Here is an 18,564-nt window from a genome sequence, read left to right on the forward strand (position 1 = left end):
AATAATCGTTACTATCTGAAATTCATCTGTCCAACAAATTGGGTTCAGTTCAAAATAAGAATACACAATGTTATCATTTTTTTCTTTTTAAGAATTACGTCTTCTCCTTACGATAATCAATATAATAAAAAAACATATTAAAAGTTTCATAATAATTACCTCTATCCATATTCTAACAAAAATTTTTTAAACGGCAAAATACCCATTAAATAAAATTAGCTAATATTCTTTATTTAATATCTTTGCTTATAATTTTTTGATAAGTTCTAACTAAAAAAACACCAACATCGCTTCCTCATTTTTTATCTCTACCTACACAAAAATAGGAGTGCCACCCCCGCCGACACAATATTTCAGTGTTTAAAGGGCGAAGGAGCACTCCTATAGAAATATTATAGGAAAAATAATAAAGTAATTCAATAGAAAATCTATAGAGTAACAAAACCAAAGTTAGCACCAGTATTTGTACCTTGTAGTCTTATTCTAGCAAAAATCCATATGGTAACAAAACAAACTTACTCCTTAACTGGAATCAAGTAATGTCTTATTCTAGCAAAAATCCATATAATAACAAAACCCACCTTTTATTTTTAGCAAAAATGCATTTGTCTTATTCTAGCAAAAATCCATATGGTAACAAAACAAAAGTTCATTTGGAGTCATGTTATATCTTGTCTTATTCTAGCAAAAATCCATATGGTAACAAAACAAGTATCATCATTCAATGATATGTGCCAATGTCTTATTCTAGCAAAAATCCATATGGTAACAAAACAATCTGGAATATCTATGTTTGCGATTATCTGTCTTATTCTAGCAAAAATCCATATGGTAACAAAACCAGCATTTACAGTTTGTTTTGACAAATTAAGTCTTATTCTAGCAAAAATCCATATGGTAACAAAACCGGTTGGTCTATTCTTGCTCTCTTTTAGCAGTCTTATTCTAGCAAAAATCCATATGGTAACAAAACTTACGGTGATACTACAAAAGGTAAATTTATGTCTTATTCTAGCAAAAATCCATATGGTAACAAAACTCATTTCCATCAACCACGATTTCAAGATTGGTCTTATTCTAGCAAAAATCCATATGGTAACAAAACGACAAATAGCAACTCCGTTATTATCTTTGTGTCTTATTCTAGCAAAAATCCATATGGTAACAAAACCGGATACCAAACTTCAACAGCTACAAACAAGTCTTATTCTAGCAAAAATCCATATGGTAACAAAACACGGTAGTGATGAGAGGATGTTAGCTGAAGGTCTTATTCTAGCAAAAATCCATATGGTAACAAAACGAGATGGTTCGGTCAAAATTCGACAATATAGTCTTATTCTAGCAAAAATCCATATGGTAACAAAACATCTATAGGCATTATAATATAGATCATTGAGTCTTATTCTAGCAAAAATCCATATGGTAACAAAACTTACTTCATAATTTCCACTAGTACACATTTGTCTTATTCTAGCAAAAATCCATATGGTAACAAAACCGGTGAATAATTGTTCCTCGATCTGTTGCCGTCTTATTCTAGCAAAAATCCATATGGTAACAAAACCTCAAATACATACTATCATGTATTTGAATAGATGCAACCATTTTTTGTTATCTGTTTATTATAGACATATCAAGTTTGTTGTTTATAAGTTTTTTCATTTCTGCTTTAGCCTCCTGTAATGTACAAATGCCTTTTTCAAGAAATACGTTATATAAAATATTTTCATCATTTAAATCAAAGCAAAGATGATCAAATAGATAAATATGATTTATATCTAATTCTATTTTTGTGTTGTTTAATATAATGATTGATAAACATTGATTCATTATATTTAAGTAATCATTGATTGTTCTCGTTAATACTGGAATTTCAATTAAATTCATTACTCTTGCTTTTTCTATTTGATTTTTAGATATAAAATCAATCATCTTCAACTGTAAAAGAATGAGCTCTTCATATGTTAAGTCATATTCGTTAGCTTGTTCTTCTTCCTTTAAAAATACAGGTAAAAGAATTTTTAAAAATTGTTTAGGAGTATAAGTTATAAATCTTGATAGTATTATATCGCTATCCAACTCACTACTAAATGACTCTAACAATAAGTTAATTGTATTAATTGTATCAGTATTATCATTTTGTGAAATTAATACTTCTAAATATTTAGCGACTATAGATTGACTGGTTAACTTTAAATCACTAAGAAGAGAATAATCTGTAGATACATGAAAATATTGGATTGTTTTAGGATTAATGATTTCATCATTAATCAATACTTGAGCATGACCTGTATTATTTTGAGTATATTCGCTTTCTTTTGGATGCAGACAAGCTTCTTTCAATATTTTCATAAAATTAAATTTTTCTTCGTAATTAAATCCTAAACAATATTTGACATATTCAATGTTCATATCATATTTTATATTTCCTTTTTTTATCGTGAGTCTATTCATAATTTTATAAATGAATCCGCATTGACTATTTTTTCTTGATTTGAGACTCCACCGACAATAACTTCAATTCTTGCATATTGTTTTTCCGTAACCATCAATAATCTTATTTGTCCTTCTTTAGGAATATTTTTTCTTAAAACATCCGCATGCTTAACCGCAGCTTCTCGGTTAGGAAATATTTTACAATATACAGAAAACTGCATCATCATATACCCATTTTTTATAAGATATTTTCTAAAATGAGTATATGTTTTTATTTCTTTTTTAGTTGTCATCGGCAAGTCAAAGAATAGTATGAGTCTCATAAATTCATAAATCATAAAGAATAGGTAAAGGAAATATATAAGCTACTTCATCTGTTTCTAATTCTTTAATAATACTTTCAATATAAACATATATAGCGTTACTTACTGTTTGCTTTCTACCATCTATTTCTATTTTTTTAGAAGTTAATTGAATTAAAGCTTCTCGATGTTCTTGTTTAAAAAGAATATCTTCCATCATATGATTACATACGTAATGATCTACTATTGGTCTAAATACTTCTATGATGTCATCACTTAAGTTAAACATATTCTGTTTTCCTCGATGAAAGATACCTAAATTTGGCAAATATCCTTTAGCTACAATAATTGATGAAATAAGTGCTCTAAAGATACTATAACCATAATTCAATCCTGCATTGATTACATCTTCATCAAAGCGTACAAAATCATCACCAAACATTTCTCTAAAATACATCTTAGCCGCTAAGCCTTCTCTATTGGTTACGTCATCTAATTCAACTTCATCCATAAATTGATATAGTTTTAAAATCACTTCAAATTTTCTATTATTTCTTTTTAATATTTCTGCTTGATTATAAATTTTTGCTTTTACTATTTTTTGATGTAGTATTTTTTTCTTTTGATCTTCCCACATGATTTGTTTATTAATGTTACCACTTTGTGAAAAATGACCATTCATTGGTAAAATATAACTTTTAGGGATATGGTCTATCCCACATATAATTGTACATATATTATTTTCTGTTAATTTATTTATTAAAGGTATACTTAAACTTGATTTATAATTGTCTATAACTAAGATTTGAATATCTGAAATAGGAAGCAATAAATCAATATCATTGTATTGAACTTTAATGTTGTCTAAATATAATTTCAGATACTCACATTTTTCAATGTATATGACTCTGTGTCCCATAAAAACAAAAAAAGGCTCCGAAGAGCCGAATCCGGGATAAACCCTTGTTTTGTTAGGTCATATAAATTTTTGCTAGAATATAACCATCTATAGTATATCCTAATCAAACTCTAATTTCAATATATTTTCTTTAATTTCATACATATTTCCTAATGCATCTGTTGCAAATTTTTGGATTTTGATGAATGTGCCAACAGATGGCATTAACCTTTTATTGCACATCATACAAATTGGCTTTACTTCAAACATTCCTTTTTTATCATTATTAGTTGCAGTAAATTTCAAGATTTCATAGTGAACGCCGTCATGGTATTGTGTCTTGCCTCCCTCTTGCATAGCAGCATCATAAACATACTTATCTCCTGCTTTTTTAACAAGACCAATGAGTTCATCTCGATGCATCGAACATACAAATTGCCAATCATCACCTATTCCTTTGTTTTGTTTTTCTTGATCATACCATTTTCTTGAAATAATATATTTTTGCTTTGTTTTGCTATAGAATACATCTTTATAACGTACAGTTAAAAATTTATACTTTCCTTCAGGTGATAAATAGAAATCAGTACGATAAGGACTAATTTGTTTAAGAATCACTTTTTTGTTATGAACACGATAGTTTGAAGTAATTTCTAAATGATTTCCTAGTTTTTCTGAATAAAATTTGATAGAAGTAATGGCTGGTCCATTATTTTTCTTTGCATATTTAGTAATCGGTCCAAAGTCATGTTCATATAATGTTAATGGATTTTCACCTTTTAATACATATTTACCTTTTTTATCAAGTCCATAATATTCATTAGATTCTTTATATGTATTAAAATGATCTAATACAACTACTTTTATTTTATCAAAAGTTTTTGAATCTTTATGTTTCATAATATATTTATCAGTATCATCATTAATAATATTATTAACAAGTTCAATAGCTTTCTTTTCCTTTGGGTCATAAATATTTTTGATTCTTTCTACCAGCATTTCTTGTGAATCTACATTTCTTGTACTATAAATTGTCTCATCAGCAATTTGTCTATTAGGTTTAGTATCAATTTTATGAGAAACCTTAATCAATGGATAATGCATAGTATCTTTGTCAATTAAACCTAAAACATATTGATTGGATTCATAGTATATATTTTTTAAATTAGAAATAAATGATATATATTTTGGATCTAAAAATTGATTATCCGGTAAAACATTAAAGACTTCTCCTGTTTTTTCATCATATAAATCTTTTAAATCATAGGTCATTAAATAAGAATTAATAAGATTCATTTTCTTTAATGAAGCTACAATTAAAGCATCAATAGCGTGATGAAAATAGTCTTGTTCACGTTCTTTTGGTAAATTAATTCTTTTTCTAAAAGCATTCGTTGCCTGTCCTTTAATAGTATGAACTTTCGTATCAATATCATTATCTTTAAAATAATGTTGTAAAGTATTCATGACAGTTCGACAAGCATAACTTGTATCTACTAAATTACGATTAATAAACTTTTTCGCCACATCATACTTTGTAATGTCTTCTTCGAATAATAAATTCATTTTTTTCTTACGATTCATATTTTTGTTATTACGCACAAATGTTTGATAATTTGTGAGATTTCCATCAGTGAATTTATTTTTCAAATAGGCTGCTATAGGTGTTAAATTTCCTTTTTCTTGATTTTCTAATCTTGAAGTTAAAACTTTGTTTGATAATGAATCATCCAAAGAAACTGATAAAGGTATAATATGATCAATTTCATAAGCTTTATCATCAAAAATCAAAGTATGTAAATCTATCGCTTGTTGCGTATACGCTGTTTTACAATCCTGTTCTAAATATAAACGTATTTTATTTCTTGTTTTATTATTCACTCTTTCAGGATCAATTTCTGCTCCTTTAATAATTTCATCAATCTCTTTATTTTTCTTTTCAAATTGTCTTTGATTTTCATTAATTCGATTTTTTTGTTCTTGTGTATTTTTATCTCTTGTTGTTTCAATAACTATACTATCAAATTCACCATATTTCTTTCTTAAATCATTAATGACTTTAAATGTTTCACGATGTGCTCTTTTAGCAACGGGAGACAAAATAGCACTATCATCTGCTTCAATATTCTTTTTACCTTTTAATGATGGTCTATTTTTATTAAATAAATCCATTTGATGTAATAACTGCATTTGATTCATTTCAGTATTTAATAATTCTTTATTCAAGAGCTTCATCGCTTTTAATGACAGTGAATGATAGCCAGATATTCCTTTCATACTTGCAAGATCAACTAGCACTTCTTGATTAAAATCAGGATATAATGTCTTTATTTGTTCATACCTTTCTTCTACCCCTTTAGCTTTTGTACAAATATCAATAATTTGATCAACAATATTTTTATCATCCAACTTATTTTCTTGATTATATTTTTTAAATATCTTTAAAACTTTATTAAATCCTTTAAATTCAGTTAAGATTGGTTTTTCATTTTTATCAATCCTAAAACCACTCACTTCAATTTCTTTAACATCTAATAATTTTAGTAATTGTTTAACTGTAATATTTCCTTTTGTATTGACATGTTCGATAATTTGTTCTTTTTGTTCTACTGATATTTTTTCACCATTTATCGTTAGATTATTTAAGTCATTTAATAAGTTAAATAATTCTGCTGTATAAGCTTGTTTAGGTGCTCTTAATTGATCAGGAAAAATACTACATTTCCCTCTCATCACATCTATTAAATTAACATGAACAAGTTGATTATCAACCAAACGATAACTTCCATAAGGTGTTGGCGAAATTTGACTACCCGGTCCTTGATCATAACGACGTCTTCTCGCTACTATGCTAACAATATCATTTTTTATCTTTTCATCAATTTTTTGTTTGGTAAGCAAAGCATCAAGTTCATGAAGGTAATCTTCTGTTTTAAAGTTATTTTCAGTTCCTCTAATATGTCCTTGTTCGTTTAATCTTTCTAATTGAACTTCACAAATAAATTTACCGTCTTTTAATAACTGACTATTAGAAGATAAAACAGCTTTTGTTCCTTCATCATCTTTTGTTTCATCAGCTAATGTTTCTAGTGTCGTTCCCCTTTTTTTAGTAATATGCATAATTGCACAGCATAATTCTTCTAAAGAAAGTTTTTCATTAAGCCCTTTTACCCTCATTTTATATGGATTAAGATAATAATAAGATGCAACATACATATTATTTTTTTCAAGATATTTTTTCATATCTTCTAAGCGATTGACTTTTCTTCTTTTTAATCTTCGTGCACTTCTGCTTGCTCTTCTTTTTTCATTTTCAGAAGCAGTACCTTCTTTAAAAAGACGAACCCCATAATCAACAAAAGTATTTTCATCAATATCAATTACACCATATCCCACCGATGTAATTCCAATATCCAAACCTAAAACCAATCTTCCCATATTTTTTCTCCTTTACATAGATTAAATATATTATACTATAAATAACACGAATATGATATGATAAAATTATTCATTCTTCTTTCAATTTTATCTTGCCTAAATAATAAATATATGTTATTCTAATTAGGCAGTTAGGTGAGATGTCTACGTAGCTCAGCTGGATAGAGCACACGCCTTCTAAGCGTGCGGTCAGGGGTTCGAATCCCTTCGTGGACGCCATTTATAAATTAAGTCTTGATTATTCAAGACTTTTTTTATTTTATATAAAAACAAACGGTACATATTGTACCGTTTTATTCTATAACCTTTTCTCTTTTATTACCAATATAAGGTCCATCTTGACATTTCCCTGCATAATAAAAACCATGACTTTCATAATAATCATTTAATTTTTGATTATCAATCGCACAATCTAAACGTAATCTTGTTTTACGATTGCTTTTTGCTAGTTTTTCTACTTCTTTTAAAATAATAGAACCCACACCTTGAATACCTATCATACTAACAAAATTATGAAGATAGTAAGCTGGTTGTTGATCTTGCCAACGTGTGTCTTCTTGTAAACATACAATAGCTCCCACAATATGTTCGTTATCTTTTAATACATACAATTGGTTTAATTTAGCTTGTTGAAGATAATATTCTAATGGATAAGCATTTAAATAATCTGTATCATTCCATTGATGAATACCTGCTTCATCCACGCTACTCTTTGTTTAACTAATTCAAATACTTCATTTACATCTTGAAGTGTTGCTTTTTCAAATTGATATTTCATTTTAGACTCCACCTACTCTTGATATTCTTCTAATGCTAATTGATTTTGATGAAGTGATGTTGCAATATCTATACCCACATATCGAAAACATGTTGCATCATAGCCATGCCCTGTTACTGCCTCTTTATCTTGAGGATAACGTAAAATATAGCCATATTCATAACTATGATTGATTAACCATTGATAAACATCTGTTTGATTAAAGTCCTGATCAGATATCCCTTTTTTCTTTAAGATGACCGATGTTCCTAATTGCATTTCACTGTAACCTGCTTGATCACCTTCTAGCGATAACACATCATAACTAGTATAAGCCTTTGAAACTATAAACCCATGATCTAACTCCGTATTCATCGCTTTATACATTGATTTCAATTGATTATAGGCTTCATCTTGTAAATACATTGTATAACTCAAACGAGGAATATCAGCTATCATCGTCAGCTTTTTGGGTTGATAACTTGATATAAAAGTTTGATTATTCACAACTTGTTTCATTAAATCAATTTTATATAGACGTTTAGCTCCATCTTTTAAAGTATTCGTCATGAGTGTAGCAACACCATTAGCGTCATAAGTATCAATCATTGATTTAAAATGATGGTAGATAATCCGGCTCGTTAAATTTTCTTCTTCAAAAATTGAAACATAACGATTAGTCAAAGCAATATAGTTATAATCACTATCATCATATAAAGTACGTAATAATTGATAGTATTCTATATTATCAAAATCAAAATACTCGCTATTTAAATAAGCAAAAGCCAAATTATTTTTAATTAATAAATTAAAATTAGTATCTATATGATTTCCAAACTCTACTGTAAGTTTATCTACTATTTTATTGGTTTCATCTAATAAAACAGATAAATCACTATAAGTTTTTACTTTTCTTAAAGAATTATAATATGTATAGTTTTGTAATTTGAATTGATCATATGTGATATAATCTATGAATTGATTAACCGGAATAGCATTATCAATTAGATAATTTTGTTCCTGTTTATCTAAATATCTTTCAATTAATGCACGATTATCATTGTTAATGCCATTAACACGATAAAAACGATCATATTTATAATTTAATGCTGTAAAAGCTAATATAAAACAAATAAAAGCTATTCCATATAAATGCCAACGTTTTAATTTCATTTTATCACCTGCACCCATTATATACTATCTTGAAGTGAAAAGAAAGGAATGGCTTATAAGCGCAATTCCTTTAATTTCACTAATTCAAAAACAGCTTGAATACGTGAATCAACACCTAGTTTTTGAATCACATTAGAAATATGATTTCTTACTGTCTTTTCACTAATACCAAGCTGTAAAGCTATCTCTTTGGTTGAAAAATTATCAACTAATAAATTAAATATTTCTTTTTCTCGTGGCGTTAAAATCATATTATAGCATCCCCTCACTACTATAATATATGTGATTAACTAAGAATTGGTACTTTGTAAAACTTTATATAAAGTTTGTGCCACATCTTGTGGCAACACTTCTTTAAGTTCATCAATTGATGCTTCCTTCAATCGTTTAACACTGCCAAAATGCTTTAATAATTCTTTTTTACGTTTTGGTCCAATTCCTTCTACATTATCCAAAATAGATTGAAATAAAGATTTAGATCGTACATTTTTATGAAAAGAAATCGCATAACGATGGACTTCATCTTGCATTCTTGTTAGCAAGAAAAATAAATCACTCTTTTTATCAATAGGAACAATTTGACCTTGTCCATCTAATAATAAAGCTGTAGAATGCTTATCATCCTTGGCTAAACCACATACTGGTATCCCCATATTTAAACTTTTAATGACTTCATCAGCCACTTTAATTTGCCCTTTACCGCCATCGACAATAATTAAATCCGGTCTTTCTAAACCATCTACCAATACACGATAATAACGACGATAAATAACTTCTTTCATACTAGCATAATCATCCGGTCCCTCAACCGTCTTAATTTTAAATTTACGATAGTTCTTTTTACTTGGAACACCATCTATAAAACAAACCATTCCTGCTACAGCATAGGCACCTTGAATATTAGAGTTATCAAATAATTCTATTCTTCTAGGTAAAGGCATATTTAATTTTTCACCTAACTGTTTGATTGCACCAATGGTTGCTTTTTCATTTTTTTCTTTCAATAAAAATTTCTTTTCTAATGACTCTTTCGCATTTTCATAAGCCATATTGACTAAATCTGCTTTTTTCCCTTTTTGGGGTTTAATGATTTTACACTCTACAATTTCTTCTAATAATGATGTATCTAAATCCATCGGTACAAATAACTCTTTAGGATACGTATTCTCTTGATAAAAGCCAACAATAAATTGAATAATTTGTTCCTGAACATCATCACTAGCAGGAACTAAATTTAAATCTCTAGCCAATAGTTTACCATTACGCATAAAAAATAACTGAATAGATAGATAGCCTTTATCTTGATAATAACCAATAATATCTCGATCTGTTAAATCACTAAATTGAACATGCTGTTTACTTGTTACATGATGAATATGCTGTATTAAATCACGATATTCTTTGGCTAATTCAAAGTTTAATTGTTTGGAAGCTTCTTCCATTTTTTGTTTTAAATCATCAATCACTTCTTTAGTATCACCTTGAATAAAACGGGTAATCTGATTTGTTAAATCTTTATAAACTTCTTCATTTACTTCATGAATACAAGGTCCTAAACATTGATTCAACGAATAATAAAGACATGGCTTTTTAGGTATATGATTACATTTTCTAAGGGGATAAAGACGATTTAATAATTTAAAAGTTTCTCTAGCAGCTGTACCATCAGGAAACGGTCCAAAGTATTTATGTTTTTTATCTTTGGCACTTCTAACTATTTTTAAACGAGGATGTGTTTCTTTAGTCATTTGGATATATGGATAATATTTATTATCCATAAAAGAAATATTATATTTAGGAGCATAATCTTTGATTAAATTAATTTCTAATAATAACGCTTCCTTTTCACTATCACAAACAATATATTCAAAATCCTCGATTTCACCTACAAGTTTTGTTGTTTTATAGTTATGACTGCCAGCAAAGTAAGAAGAAACTCGATTCTTTAATTTTTTTGCTTTTCCAACATAAATCACTGTTCCTTCTTTATTTTTCATTAAATAACACCCTGGTTTTAAAGGCAGTAAAGAAAGTTTATTTTTTATATAAGTTATATCCATTATTCAAAATACACCAAGGTTGCCCCTAAGCCACCTTCATTAGGTCCTCCATCACGATAAGATACAACATATTTATTTTTATCTAACAACTTTCTTACTCCCTTTCTTAAAACACCTGTCCCCATACCATGAACAATACGCACCATCGAATAACGATGAACAAGAGCATCATCAATAAACTTGTCTACTTTGATCATCGCTTCTTCATAACGTAAGCCAATAATATTTAATTCATATCCTTGAGGTTTAGATGTTTTTAATGGTTTTAAACTACTCTTTACTACTTTTTCTTTTACTTTTTCATGTAAGAATTCAACTTCATTTGTTTTGGCATTGATTTTTAAACCACCCATACCAATAGTAAGTACACCTTTTTTATTGATATCCATGACTTCTCCTTGACGATTAACCGAAAGAACCTTGACAACATCACCTATTTTAAATTGATGATGATTTTGGCGAACTACTTTTTCTTTTTCGTGTTTAGATAAATCTAATTGACGTTTAGCGTCAATAACCTGATGTGGTTTTAATTGACTTTGTTCATTTAGATTCTTCATTACCCTAGAAACTTGTGTTTTAGCTTGTTCAATAATTTCATTGGCTTCATTTTTAGCTTCTTCCATTAATTGTTCTTTTTGACTTTGCCATTTATTTAATTTATCGTTATATTCATTATTCTTCTTTTTTGCTTCTAATAACAATTCATCAAGTTGATCTTTTTCTTGTTGAACCCTAGATAATTCATCTTGTAACTTCTCTAATAATCGTTGTGAAGTAGTAAGTGAAGCTTCTTTGATCTTTTTAGCGTCTTGGACAATATCTTGATCTAACCCCAATCTTGCAGAAATCTCAATAGCATAAGAATTACCAACACTTCCTTCAATCAAACGGTATGTCGGCTTCATTGCTTGTTGATCAAATTCTACTGAAGCGACTTTGACATAATCAGAAGCCTTCGCATATTCTTTCAATCCTGAATAATGGGTAGAAGTTAACACCAAGCACCCTTTTTGATGAAGATATTGTAAGATTGCTTGAGCAATACTTTGACCTTCTTGTGGATCAGTTCCTGAACCAATTTCATCAATTAAAACTAAACTATTGAACTTGGCATGTTCAGTAATATGCACTAATCTTTTCATATGTGATGAAAAAGTAGATAAAGACTGTTCAATAGATTGCTCGTCACCTAAATCAACATAGATATCATGAAATAATGGAATCTTGGCTTCGCTTGCAAGAACTGGAAGTCCACATATAGCCATTAAAGAAAGTAAACCTGCTGTTTTTAATACAACGGTCTTACCTCCCGTATTACTTCCACTAATTAATAAAATATTTTGTGGTTTTTGTAAGACGATATCATTGGCAACAACCTGTTGTCGCTCAATTAAAGGATGTTTTGCTTGTTTTAAAACTAAACTTTGATAATCTTGATGAACCTCAGGTAAAATCATTTCATTCTTTTTACCAAATAAACTAATCGCAAAAATATAATCAATTTCTGTTAAATTTTGACAATCTTCTAATAAAATATCGAAATGTCTTTTTACCATTCTTGATAATTCTAATAAAATACGATGTATTTCTATTTGTTCATCTTGTTGCAAAGAGGCTAATTGATTGTTAAGCGCCACAATCTCAGCTGGTTCAATAAATAATGTTCTTCCCGTTGCCGAATGACCATGAACAATTCCTGATACTTGATTTTTATACCCAGCTTTAACCGGTAAAACTAAATGATCATTACGAGAAGAAATACCATCTTGTGATAGTAAATCTACATTTTTAGCTTTAATACTTTCTATTCTTTTTCTAATTTGTGATTGTAAATGCATTAAACGTTGTCTAATTGTATAAAGTTCATGACTAGCATGATCTTGAATATGTCCTGAAGGATCAATACAATGATGAATTTGATCCAATAGTTCTTGTGGTAAATAAAGTAAATCTATTAATTGAGTTAATTGACTATGTGTTGCATCATTGGATGAAAGATACTGTTTTACTTCTTTAATGTTATAAAGTAATGATTGAATACTTAATAGCTCATCAGGGAATAAAACACCATCTTTATTAGCTTTATCTAAATGCGGTTTTATATCATCAAACTGTCCTAAAGGAACATTGCCATAAGCATAAATAAGAGCCATTCCATCAAGAATATATTGTTGTTGGTATTGTAAATCATCTAAATCTTGATAAGGTTTTAATGCTGTTATTTTTTGTTTAGAAAGTTCACTATGACAAAGAGCAGCAATTTGTTTTTTTATTTCATTAAATTCTAAAGTATCATCATTATTTTTCATGTCCATCACCTACTTCTATTTTACTTAATATTTCATTCTTTTTAACTTGATTTGAACCCGTATTTAATAGCTTTATTAAAGCCTGATACTGTTGTTGATCAAGTGTTACATGATCTAAACTTAAATAGTAATCATTTATTTTTTCATCTAATTGACTTTGTGTCAACAAATGATAATCATAGCCATGTTGTAAAGTTTGACTCATCATATAAACAGTTTGGCTATCTTTACCATCATATGAACTTGATTTTTTAAAAATAGCATCCATTTGCATATAATCATTACTGATATCACTTAGCATATCGCTATAGTAAGGAACCAATTCAATGGCTCTACTCGCAATAATTGTATTCTTAACCATTTTCTTTCCATCACTTATAAAAGGAACAACAACCATTGTTAAAGCAATATAAATCATAACGATGGCTTCTAAAGCACTTAAAACCATCCCTAAGATACGATCTGCAAAACGAGTAAGAGAAAAATGATGCAATAAAGATTTAAACAATGGCTTTATTATCCTTCCTAATAAAGCAAAAACAATTTTTGAGATTACAAAAATGATAAAGAATAAAATAATACGATTGATATATTCTCCTAAAAATTCTAGTAAACCTTCACTTTGATAAATAACAAATATATATGACAGCGGACTCGACAAAAAATAAGCCACAATTACAGCTAAAATAGTAGCTAAAAAATCATAAAGTCTTACTGCAAATCCTTTAATAAGACCTATAAAAATCATCAAAAGAAAAAATAAAACGACAATAAAATCTATAATGAACGGTTTCATTTGCCAAATCATGTCATCACCCCTTGGATTATTGTACCAAAACAAAAATATAGTGTCAAAATGACAAATTTATGCTATAATTAGTATATACGTCAGGAGGTTAGATAAAACATGAATGTAGAAAAAAATAATTGTTCTGCAAATTCAAACATTATAAACATGCATGCCTCATATCACGCTCCTTTAAATGAACATGGAAGTAACGTATCAGCGTTAAATGATGAGCGCGCAAAAAATTATTACGACTTATCACATATTGGTTGTGATGAGACAGGTTCTGGGGACTTTTTTGGTCCATTATGCGTTGTTGCTTGTTACGTCGACGAACGTGACTTTGATTGGTTAGTGAGTTTAAATATTCGAGATCCTAAAACAATGACTTCAAAAGAAATAATTGAGACCGCTCGTGAAATAAAAGATCGTTTAATTTACAGTTTGCTTATATTAGATAATTCGCATTATAATCATATGGCACAAGAAGGTTTTAATTTAGCTAACATTAAAGCTAAATTATATAATCAAGCTGTAACGAATGTAATGCAAAAAGTGGCAATGAAAATTGATAAAAAAGTGGTAAATCAATTTGTTTCTCCTAAAACTTATTATAATTATTTAAAAAATGAAGTAATTGTTGTTAAGGATTTATCTTTTGAACAAAAAGGTGAAGAGAAGTATTTAGGAATTATGTGTTCTGCAATATTATCAAGGTATGCATATTATCAGTATTTTAATAATATGTCTCGCAGTTTAAAAATAAAACTACCTCGTGGCACAACTTCCACTGTTGAAAATGTAGCAGTAGATATTGCAAGAAAATATGGTGAAAAGATGTTACTTAAAGTAACCAAAACAAATATGACAAACTTTAAAAGAGTAAAAGAAGCACTTAAGAAATAAGCGCTTCTTTTTTATTTAACTTCTAATTCAAAAGGTTCTACTTTTGTATATTTAACACCCGCTGCATCTAGCATCCGTTTAGCAGCACGATCACTAGGTGTTCCGTTATATTTTTCATCTTCATAAATAATTTCAGCAATACCACTTTGAATGATAGCTTTGACACATTCATGACAAGGAAATAATGAAACATAAATACGGCATCCCTTTAATGGTGCAGTACTATTTAAAATAGCATTTAATTCTGCATGAACAACATAAGGATATTTTGTATCATATAATTCTCCTTCTCTTACTTGCCAAGGAAATTCATCATCTTCACAACCCCAAGGAAGTCCATTGTAACCCACACCAACAATTTTATTTTGAGGACTCACAATGCAAGCACCTACTTGAGTATTAGGATCTTTAGAACGATAAGCTGATAACTTAGCTACTCCCATAAAGTATTGAGTCCAAGAAATAATTTTACTTGCCATTATTTTTCTCCTTTCAACTCTTTTATTTTATCTTGAAAATAATCTGGTAATTCACTATCAAATTCTAAATATTCACCAGTTGTTGGATGAATAAAACCTAAAACTTTTGCATGTAAATATTGACCATGACTTTGGTCATCTCTTTTATAACCATACTTAGGATCACCATAAACCGGATAACCAATATAAGCCATATGTACCCTAATTTGATGCGTACGTCCTGTTTCAAGACGACATTCAATCAATGTCATATCATCATATCTTTCTAACACTTTAAAATTAGTAATTGCTTCTTTACTATTTTCTTTCGTTACGGCCATATTTTGGCGATTAGTACGATCACGACCAATAGGCGCATTAATTTTACCAAATTCATGAGGAATATTGCCATGAACTAAAGTAATATAACGACGTGTTACACTATGTTCTTTTAATTGTTCAGTTAAAGAACGGTGAGCTACATCATTTTTAGCTACCATTAATAAACCACTTGTTTCCTTATCAATACGATGTACAATTCCTGGTCTATTTACTCCATTAATACCCGACAAATCATGACAATGATATAACAATGCATTAACAAGCGTTCCACTAACGATACCTTGACTAGGATGAACAATCATACCTGAAGGTTTATTTACTACAATGACATCATGATCTTCATAAACAATATCTAAAGGGATATTTTCTGGTTCAATATCCATATTTTCATTTTCAGGAATGGTTACTTCAATTAAATCATTTTCTTTTAATTTAAAACTTGCTTTTTCTTTTTTTCCATTAACTGTTACCAGTCCTTTTTTTATATAATCTTGTATCAACGTTCTTGATAAATCAGGAAAATGTTGATCTAATTCTTTATCTAAACGAATATCGTCTTTTGTTGCCTGTAAATTAACTTTCTCCATGTATATACTCCTCTAATAATATTTCTACAATAATAAGTCCTACTCCAATCACAACCGCCATATCAGCAATATTAAAGACAGGAAAATCATAACCTAAAATAATAAAATCTAAAAAGTCACGTACATATCCTAACCATAAACGATCAATCAAATTACCAATAAGACCACTAAATGTGAGAACTAAACCATAACGTGTTAACACATTTTTTGGTGTTGTTTTATTAAAATAAACAGCCATCACTACAACCGCCACAATGGAAACAATAACAAACAATCCTATTCTTCCTGTTAGCATCCCCCATGCTGCTCCTTTATTATGAGAATAAGTATAATAAAAAAAGTGAGAAATAATCTCTTGTGATTGACCTAGTTTCATTGATGAATCAACAATAAACTTTGTTAACTGATCTCCTATTACAATGACTAAAATCGTAATAAGATAAAATATTTTATTTTTTGTACTTATATTTTTCATTTTATCACCCATCGTCATTATACAATAACCCCTTAAAAAAACCAATATTCAATTTAATGAAGTAGTTTCCAATACCGTATCTTGAACTTATTGTAACTTTGTTATAGAATTTGACTTGGAGGTATACATATGACACAAACAGAATTGGAAACGATTATTCATCAAGTAGCAAGTCAAAGTCATCTTTCATCAGATGATATTCCTGATTTAGATTTATACATCGATCAAATTATTACCCTTTTTGATCAAAAATTAGAAAATAATAAAAGATATGAAGACGATAAATTACTAACAAAAACAATGGTTAATAATTATAGTAAAGCTAAAGTTATTACGCCTATTAAAGGAAAAAAATATTCAAAAGAACAAATCATTTCAATGTTAATGATTTATCAATTAAAAAACTCTCTTACTATTCAAGAAATCAAACAATTATTAACCCCTTACTACCAAGAAAATATTTCTTTAGAAAATATTTATAATCAATTTTATCAAATACAAGATAAACAACAAGATGAATTACCTCAATTCATCCATCAATATTTAAAAGATTATCAACTACCTTTAAACAATCAAGAAGATTTATTAATTTTAGTATTATCACTTGCTTCATTAAATGACCAAATTACACGTATCATTCAACTTATTCTTGATCACTTAGAGGAATCTAAATGACATTACAACAATTAAAATATCTAATTGAAGTTGCTAATAGCGGTTCAATGAATGAAGCAGCTAAAAAACTTTATGTCTCACAGCCTAGTTTATCTAGTGCTATCAAAGAATTAGAACAAGAATTTGGTATTACTCTTTTCAATCGTACCAATAAAGGTATTTCTTTATCAAATGAAGGACAGGAATTTTTAGGTTATGCCAAGCAAATTATTGAACAAACACATTTATTAGAAGAACGTTATTTAGATCAAACAGAAAGAAAAATTAAATTTTCTATATCTTGCCAGCATTATTCTTTTGCGATTAGTGCATTTATCGAATTAATTCAAGAATATGGCTATAATGAATATGATTTTACTATTCAAGAGACAAGAACTGCAGAAATTATCGAAGATGTAAAGAGTATGAAGAGTGAATTAGGTATTCTATATTTAAATGACTTTAATAGAAAAGTACTTACAAAGTTATTTAGAGAAAACCAATTGACCTTTCATTCTTTATTTAAAGCTCAACCCCATGTTTTTATAGGTAAACATCATCCTTTAGCTTCTGCTTCTATCTTATCTTTAGAACAACTCAATGATTATCCTTATTTATCGTTCAATCAAGGAAATCAAAATTCATTTTATTTTTCTGAAGAGATTGGCAGTACCTATACCCATAAAAAATCAATTCAAGTCAATGATCGTGCTACCCTTTTTAATCTTTTATTAGGATTAAATGGTTATATCATTTCTACAGGCATTATTTCTAAAGAATTAAATCCTGATATTATTGCTATTCCTTTACAATTAGATGATATGATTGAAATTGGTTATATTAAACAAAAAAATGTTGCATTATCAAAAATAGGACAAATTTATATTGATAAAATGAATCATTATATTTATAATTTGTTATAGTTTTAATCTATAGCAAATTATAATTTTTTTATTATTTACGCATATTTCATAAT

The 18,564-nt window shown here is 28.4% G+C and carries 16 protein-coding genes, 1 tRNA gene and 1 CRISPR repeat array; of the genes, 4 read left to right on the forward strand and 13 right to left on the reverse strand.

Translation table 11 applies throughout. The features are described from left to right. Window positions 1-475 precede the first annotated feature (475 nt). Window positions 476-1,567: direct repeats of the CRISPR family, unit length 36 nt; unit sequence GTCTTATTCTAGCAAAAATCCATATGGTAACAAAAC. Between the two features lie 47 nt (window positions 1,568-1,614). The 4 genes from DW911_RS01195 to cas9 all read right to left on the reverse strand — a co-directional run bounded on the left by DW911_RS01195 (window position 1,615) and on the right by cas9 (window position 7,077). Continuing rightward, window positions 1,615-2,415 carry a hypothetical protein gene (locus tag DW911_RS01195; protein ID WP_147358155.1) on the reverse strand — a complete coding sequence of 267 codons (801 nt, stop codon included), beginning with the start codon at window positions 2,413-2,415 and terminating at the stop codon, window positions 1,615-1,617. 38 nt (window positions 2,416-2,453) lie between these two features. Continuing rightward, a complete protein-coding gene (cas2, locus tag DW911_RS01200) occupies window positions 2,454-2,762 on the reverse strand; it encodes a CRISPR-associated endonuclease Cas2 (RefSeq protein ID WP_233542978.1) in 309 nt (102 codons plus the stop codon). 4 nt (window positions 2,763-2,766) lie between these two features. Beyond that, complete coding sequence (gene cas1, locus DW911_RS01205; RefSeq protein WP_118432047.1) at window positions 2,767-3,660, reverse strand: type II CRISPR-associated endonuclease Cas1; 894 nt, start codon at window positions 3,658-3,660, stop codon at window positions 2,767-2,769. Window positions 3,661-3,759: 99 nt separating this feature from the next. Next, window positions 3,760-7,077: a type II CRISPR RNA-guided endonuclease Cas9 gene (gene cas9 / locus DW911_RS01210; protein WP_118432049.1), complete on the reverse strand. Its 3,318-nt coding sequence runs from the start codon at window positions 7,075-7,077 to the stop codon at window positions 3,760-3,762. A 142-nt stretch (window positions 7,078-7,219) separates the two neighbouring features. Between cas9 and DW911_RS01215 the strand changes: the two genes are divergently transcribed. Next, window positions 7,220-7,296: transfer RNA gene (locus DW911_RS01215), tRNA-Arg, on the forward strand. A 74-nt stretch (window positions 7,297-7,370) separates the two neighbouring features. On the opposite strand, the gene DW911_RS01220 is transcribed toward DW911_RS01215, so the two are convergent. From DW911_RS01220 to DW911_RS01245, 6 genes are all read right to left on the reverse strand, one after another. Next, window positions 7,371-7,781 carry a GNAT family N-acetyltransferase gene (locus DW911_RS01220; RefSeq protein WP_118432050.1) on the reverse strand — a complete coding sequence of 137 codons (411 nt, stop codon included), beginning with the start codon at window positions 7,779-7,781 and terminating at the stop codon, window positions 7,371-7,373. 86 nt (window positions 7,782-7,867) lie between these two features. Beyond that, window positions 7,868-9,007, reverse strand: a complete 1,140-nt coding sequence (locus DW911_RS01225; protein ID WP_233541826.1) for a M15 family metallopeptidase — start codon at window positions 9,005-9,007, stop codon at window positions 7,868-7,870. Window positions 9,008-9,060: 53 nt separating this feature from the next. Then, on the reverse strand, window positions 9,061-9,258 hold the full coding sequence (locus tag DW911_RS01230) for a helix-turn-helix domain-containing protein (protein ID WP_118432054.1): 198 nt from the start codon (window positions 9,256-9,258) through the stop codon (window positions 9,061-9,063). A 39-nt stretch (window positions 9,259-9,297) separates the two neighbouring features. Continuing rightward, the gene (gene uvrC, locus DW911_RS01235) at window positions 9,298-11,067 is read right to left on the reverse strand and encodes an excinuclease ABC subunit UvrC (RefSeq protein ID WP_118432056.1); all 1,770 of its coding nucleotides are present in this window, start codon (window positions 11,065-11,067) and stop codon (window positions 9,298-9,300) included. Continuing rightward, window positions 11,067-13,379, reverse strand: a complete 2,313-nt coding sequence (locus DW911_RS01240; RefSeq protein ID WP_118432058.1) for an endonuclease MutS2 — start codon at window positions 13,377-13,379, stop codon at window positions 11,067-11,069. Before DW911_RS01240 ends, uvrC begins: the two co-directional genes overlap by 1 nt. Beyond that, a complete protein-coding gene (locus DW911_RS01245) occupies window positions 13,369-14,187 on the reverse strand; it encodes a CvpA family protein (protein WP_118432060.1) in 819 nt (272 codons plus the stop codon). Before DW911_RS01245 ends, DW911_RS01240 begins: the two co-directional genes overlap by 11 nt. A gap of 99 nt (window positions 14,188-14,286) precedes the next feature. Here DW911_RS01245 and rnhC point away from each other — a divergent pair, with 99 nt between their 5' ends. Continuing rightward, a complete protein-coding gene (gene rnhC, locus DW911_RS01250) occupies window positions 14,287-15,072 on the forward strand; it encodes a ribonuclease HIII (protein WP_118432062.1) in 786 nt (261 codons plus the stop codon). 11 nt (window positions 15,073-15,083) lie between these two features. Here rnhC and DW911_RS01255 read toward each other — a convergent pair whose 3' ends face one another. From DW911_RS01255 to lspA, 3 genes are read right to left on the reverse strand one after another with little or no spacing between them, the layout of a single operon-like run. Next, on the reverse strand, window positions 15,084-15,551 hold the full coding sequence (locus DW911_RS01255; protein ID WP_118432064.1) for a deoxycytidylate deaminase: 468 nt from the start codon (window positions 15,549-15,551) through the stop codon (window positions 15,084-15,086). Then, window positions 15,551-16,459: an RluA family pseudouridine synthase gene (locus DW911_RS01260; protein WP_118432066.1), complete on the reverse strand. Its 909-nt coding sequence runs from the start codon at window positions 16,457-16,459 to the stop codon at window positions 15,551-15,553. The genes DW911_RS01255 and DW911_RS01260 overlap by 1 nt, the downstream gene beginning before the upstream one ends. Then, entirely contained in the window at window positions 16,446-16,934 is a 489-nt protein-coding gene (gene lspA / locus DW911_RS01265) for a signal peptidase II (RefSeq protein ID WP_233541827.1), read from the reverse strand. Before lspA ends, DW911_RS01260 begins: the two co-directional genes overlap by 14 nt. Before the next feature lie 129 nt (window positions 16,935-17,063). On the opposite strand from lspA, the gene DW911_RS01270 reads away from it, so the two are divergent. Beyond that, complete coding sequence (locus DW911_RS01270) at window positions 17,064-17,609, forward strand: DUF1836 domain-containing protein (protein WP_118432070.1); 546 nt, start codon at window positions 17,064-17,066, stop codon at window positions 17,607-17,609. Then, entirely contained in the window at window positions 17,606-18,511 is a 906-nt protein-coding gene (locus DW911_RS01275) for a LysR family transcriptional regulator (protein ID WP_118432072.1), read from the forward strand. Before DW911_RS01270 ends, DW911_RS01275 begins: the two co-directional genes overlap by 4 nt. Window positions 18,512-18,564 lie beyond the last annotated feature (53 nt).

The organism is Erysipelatoclostridium sp. AM42-17 (genome assembly GCF_003480255.1).
Classification (GTDB): domain Bacteria; phylum Bacillota_I; class Bacilli_A; order Erysipelotrichales; family Coprobacillaceae; genus Faecalibacillus.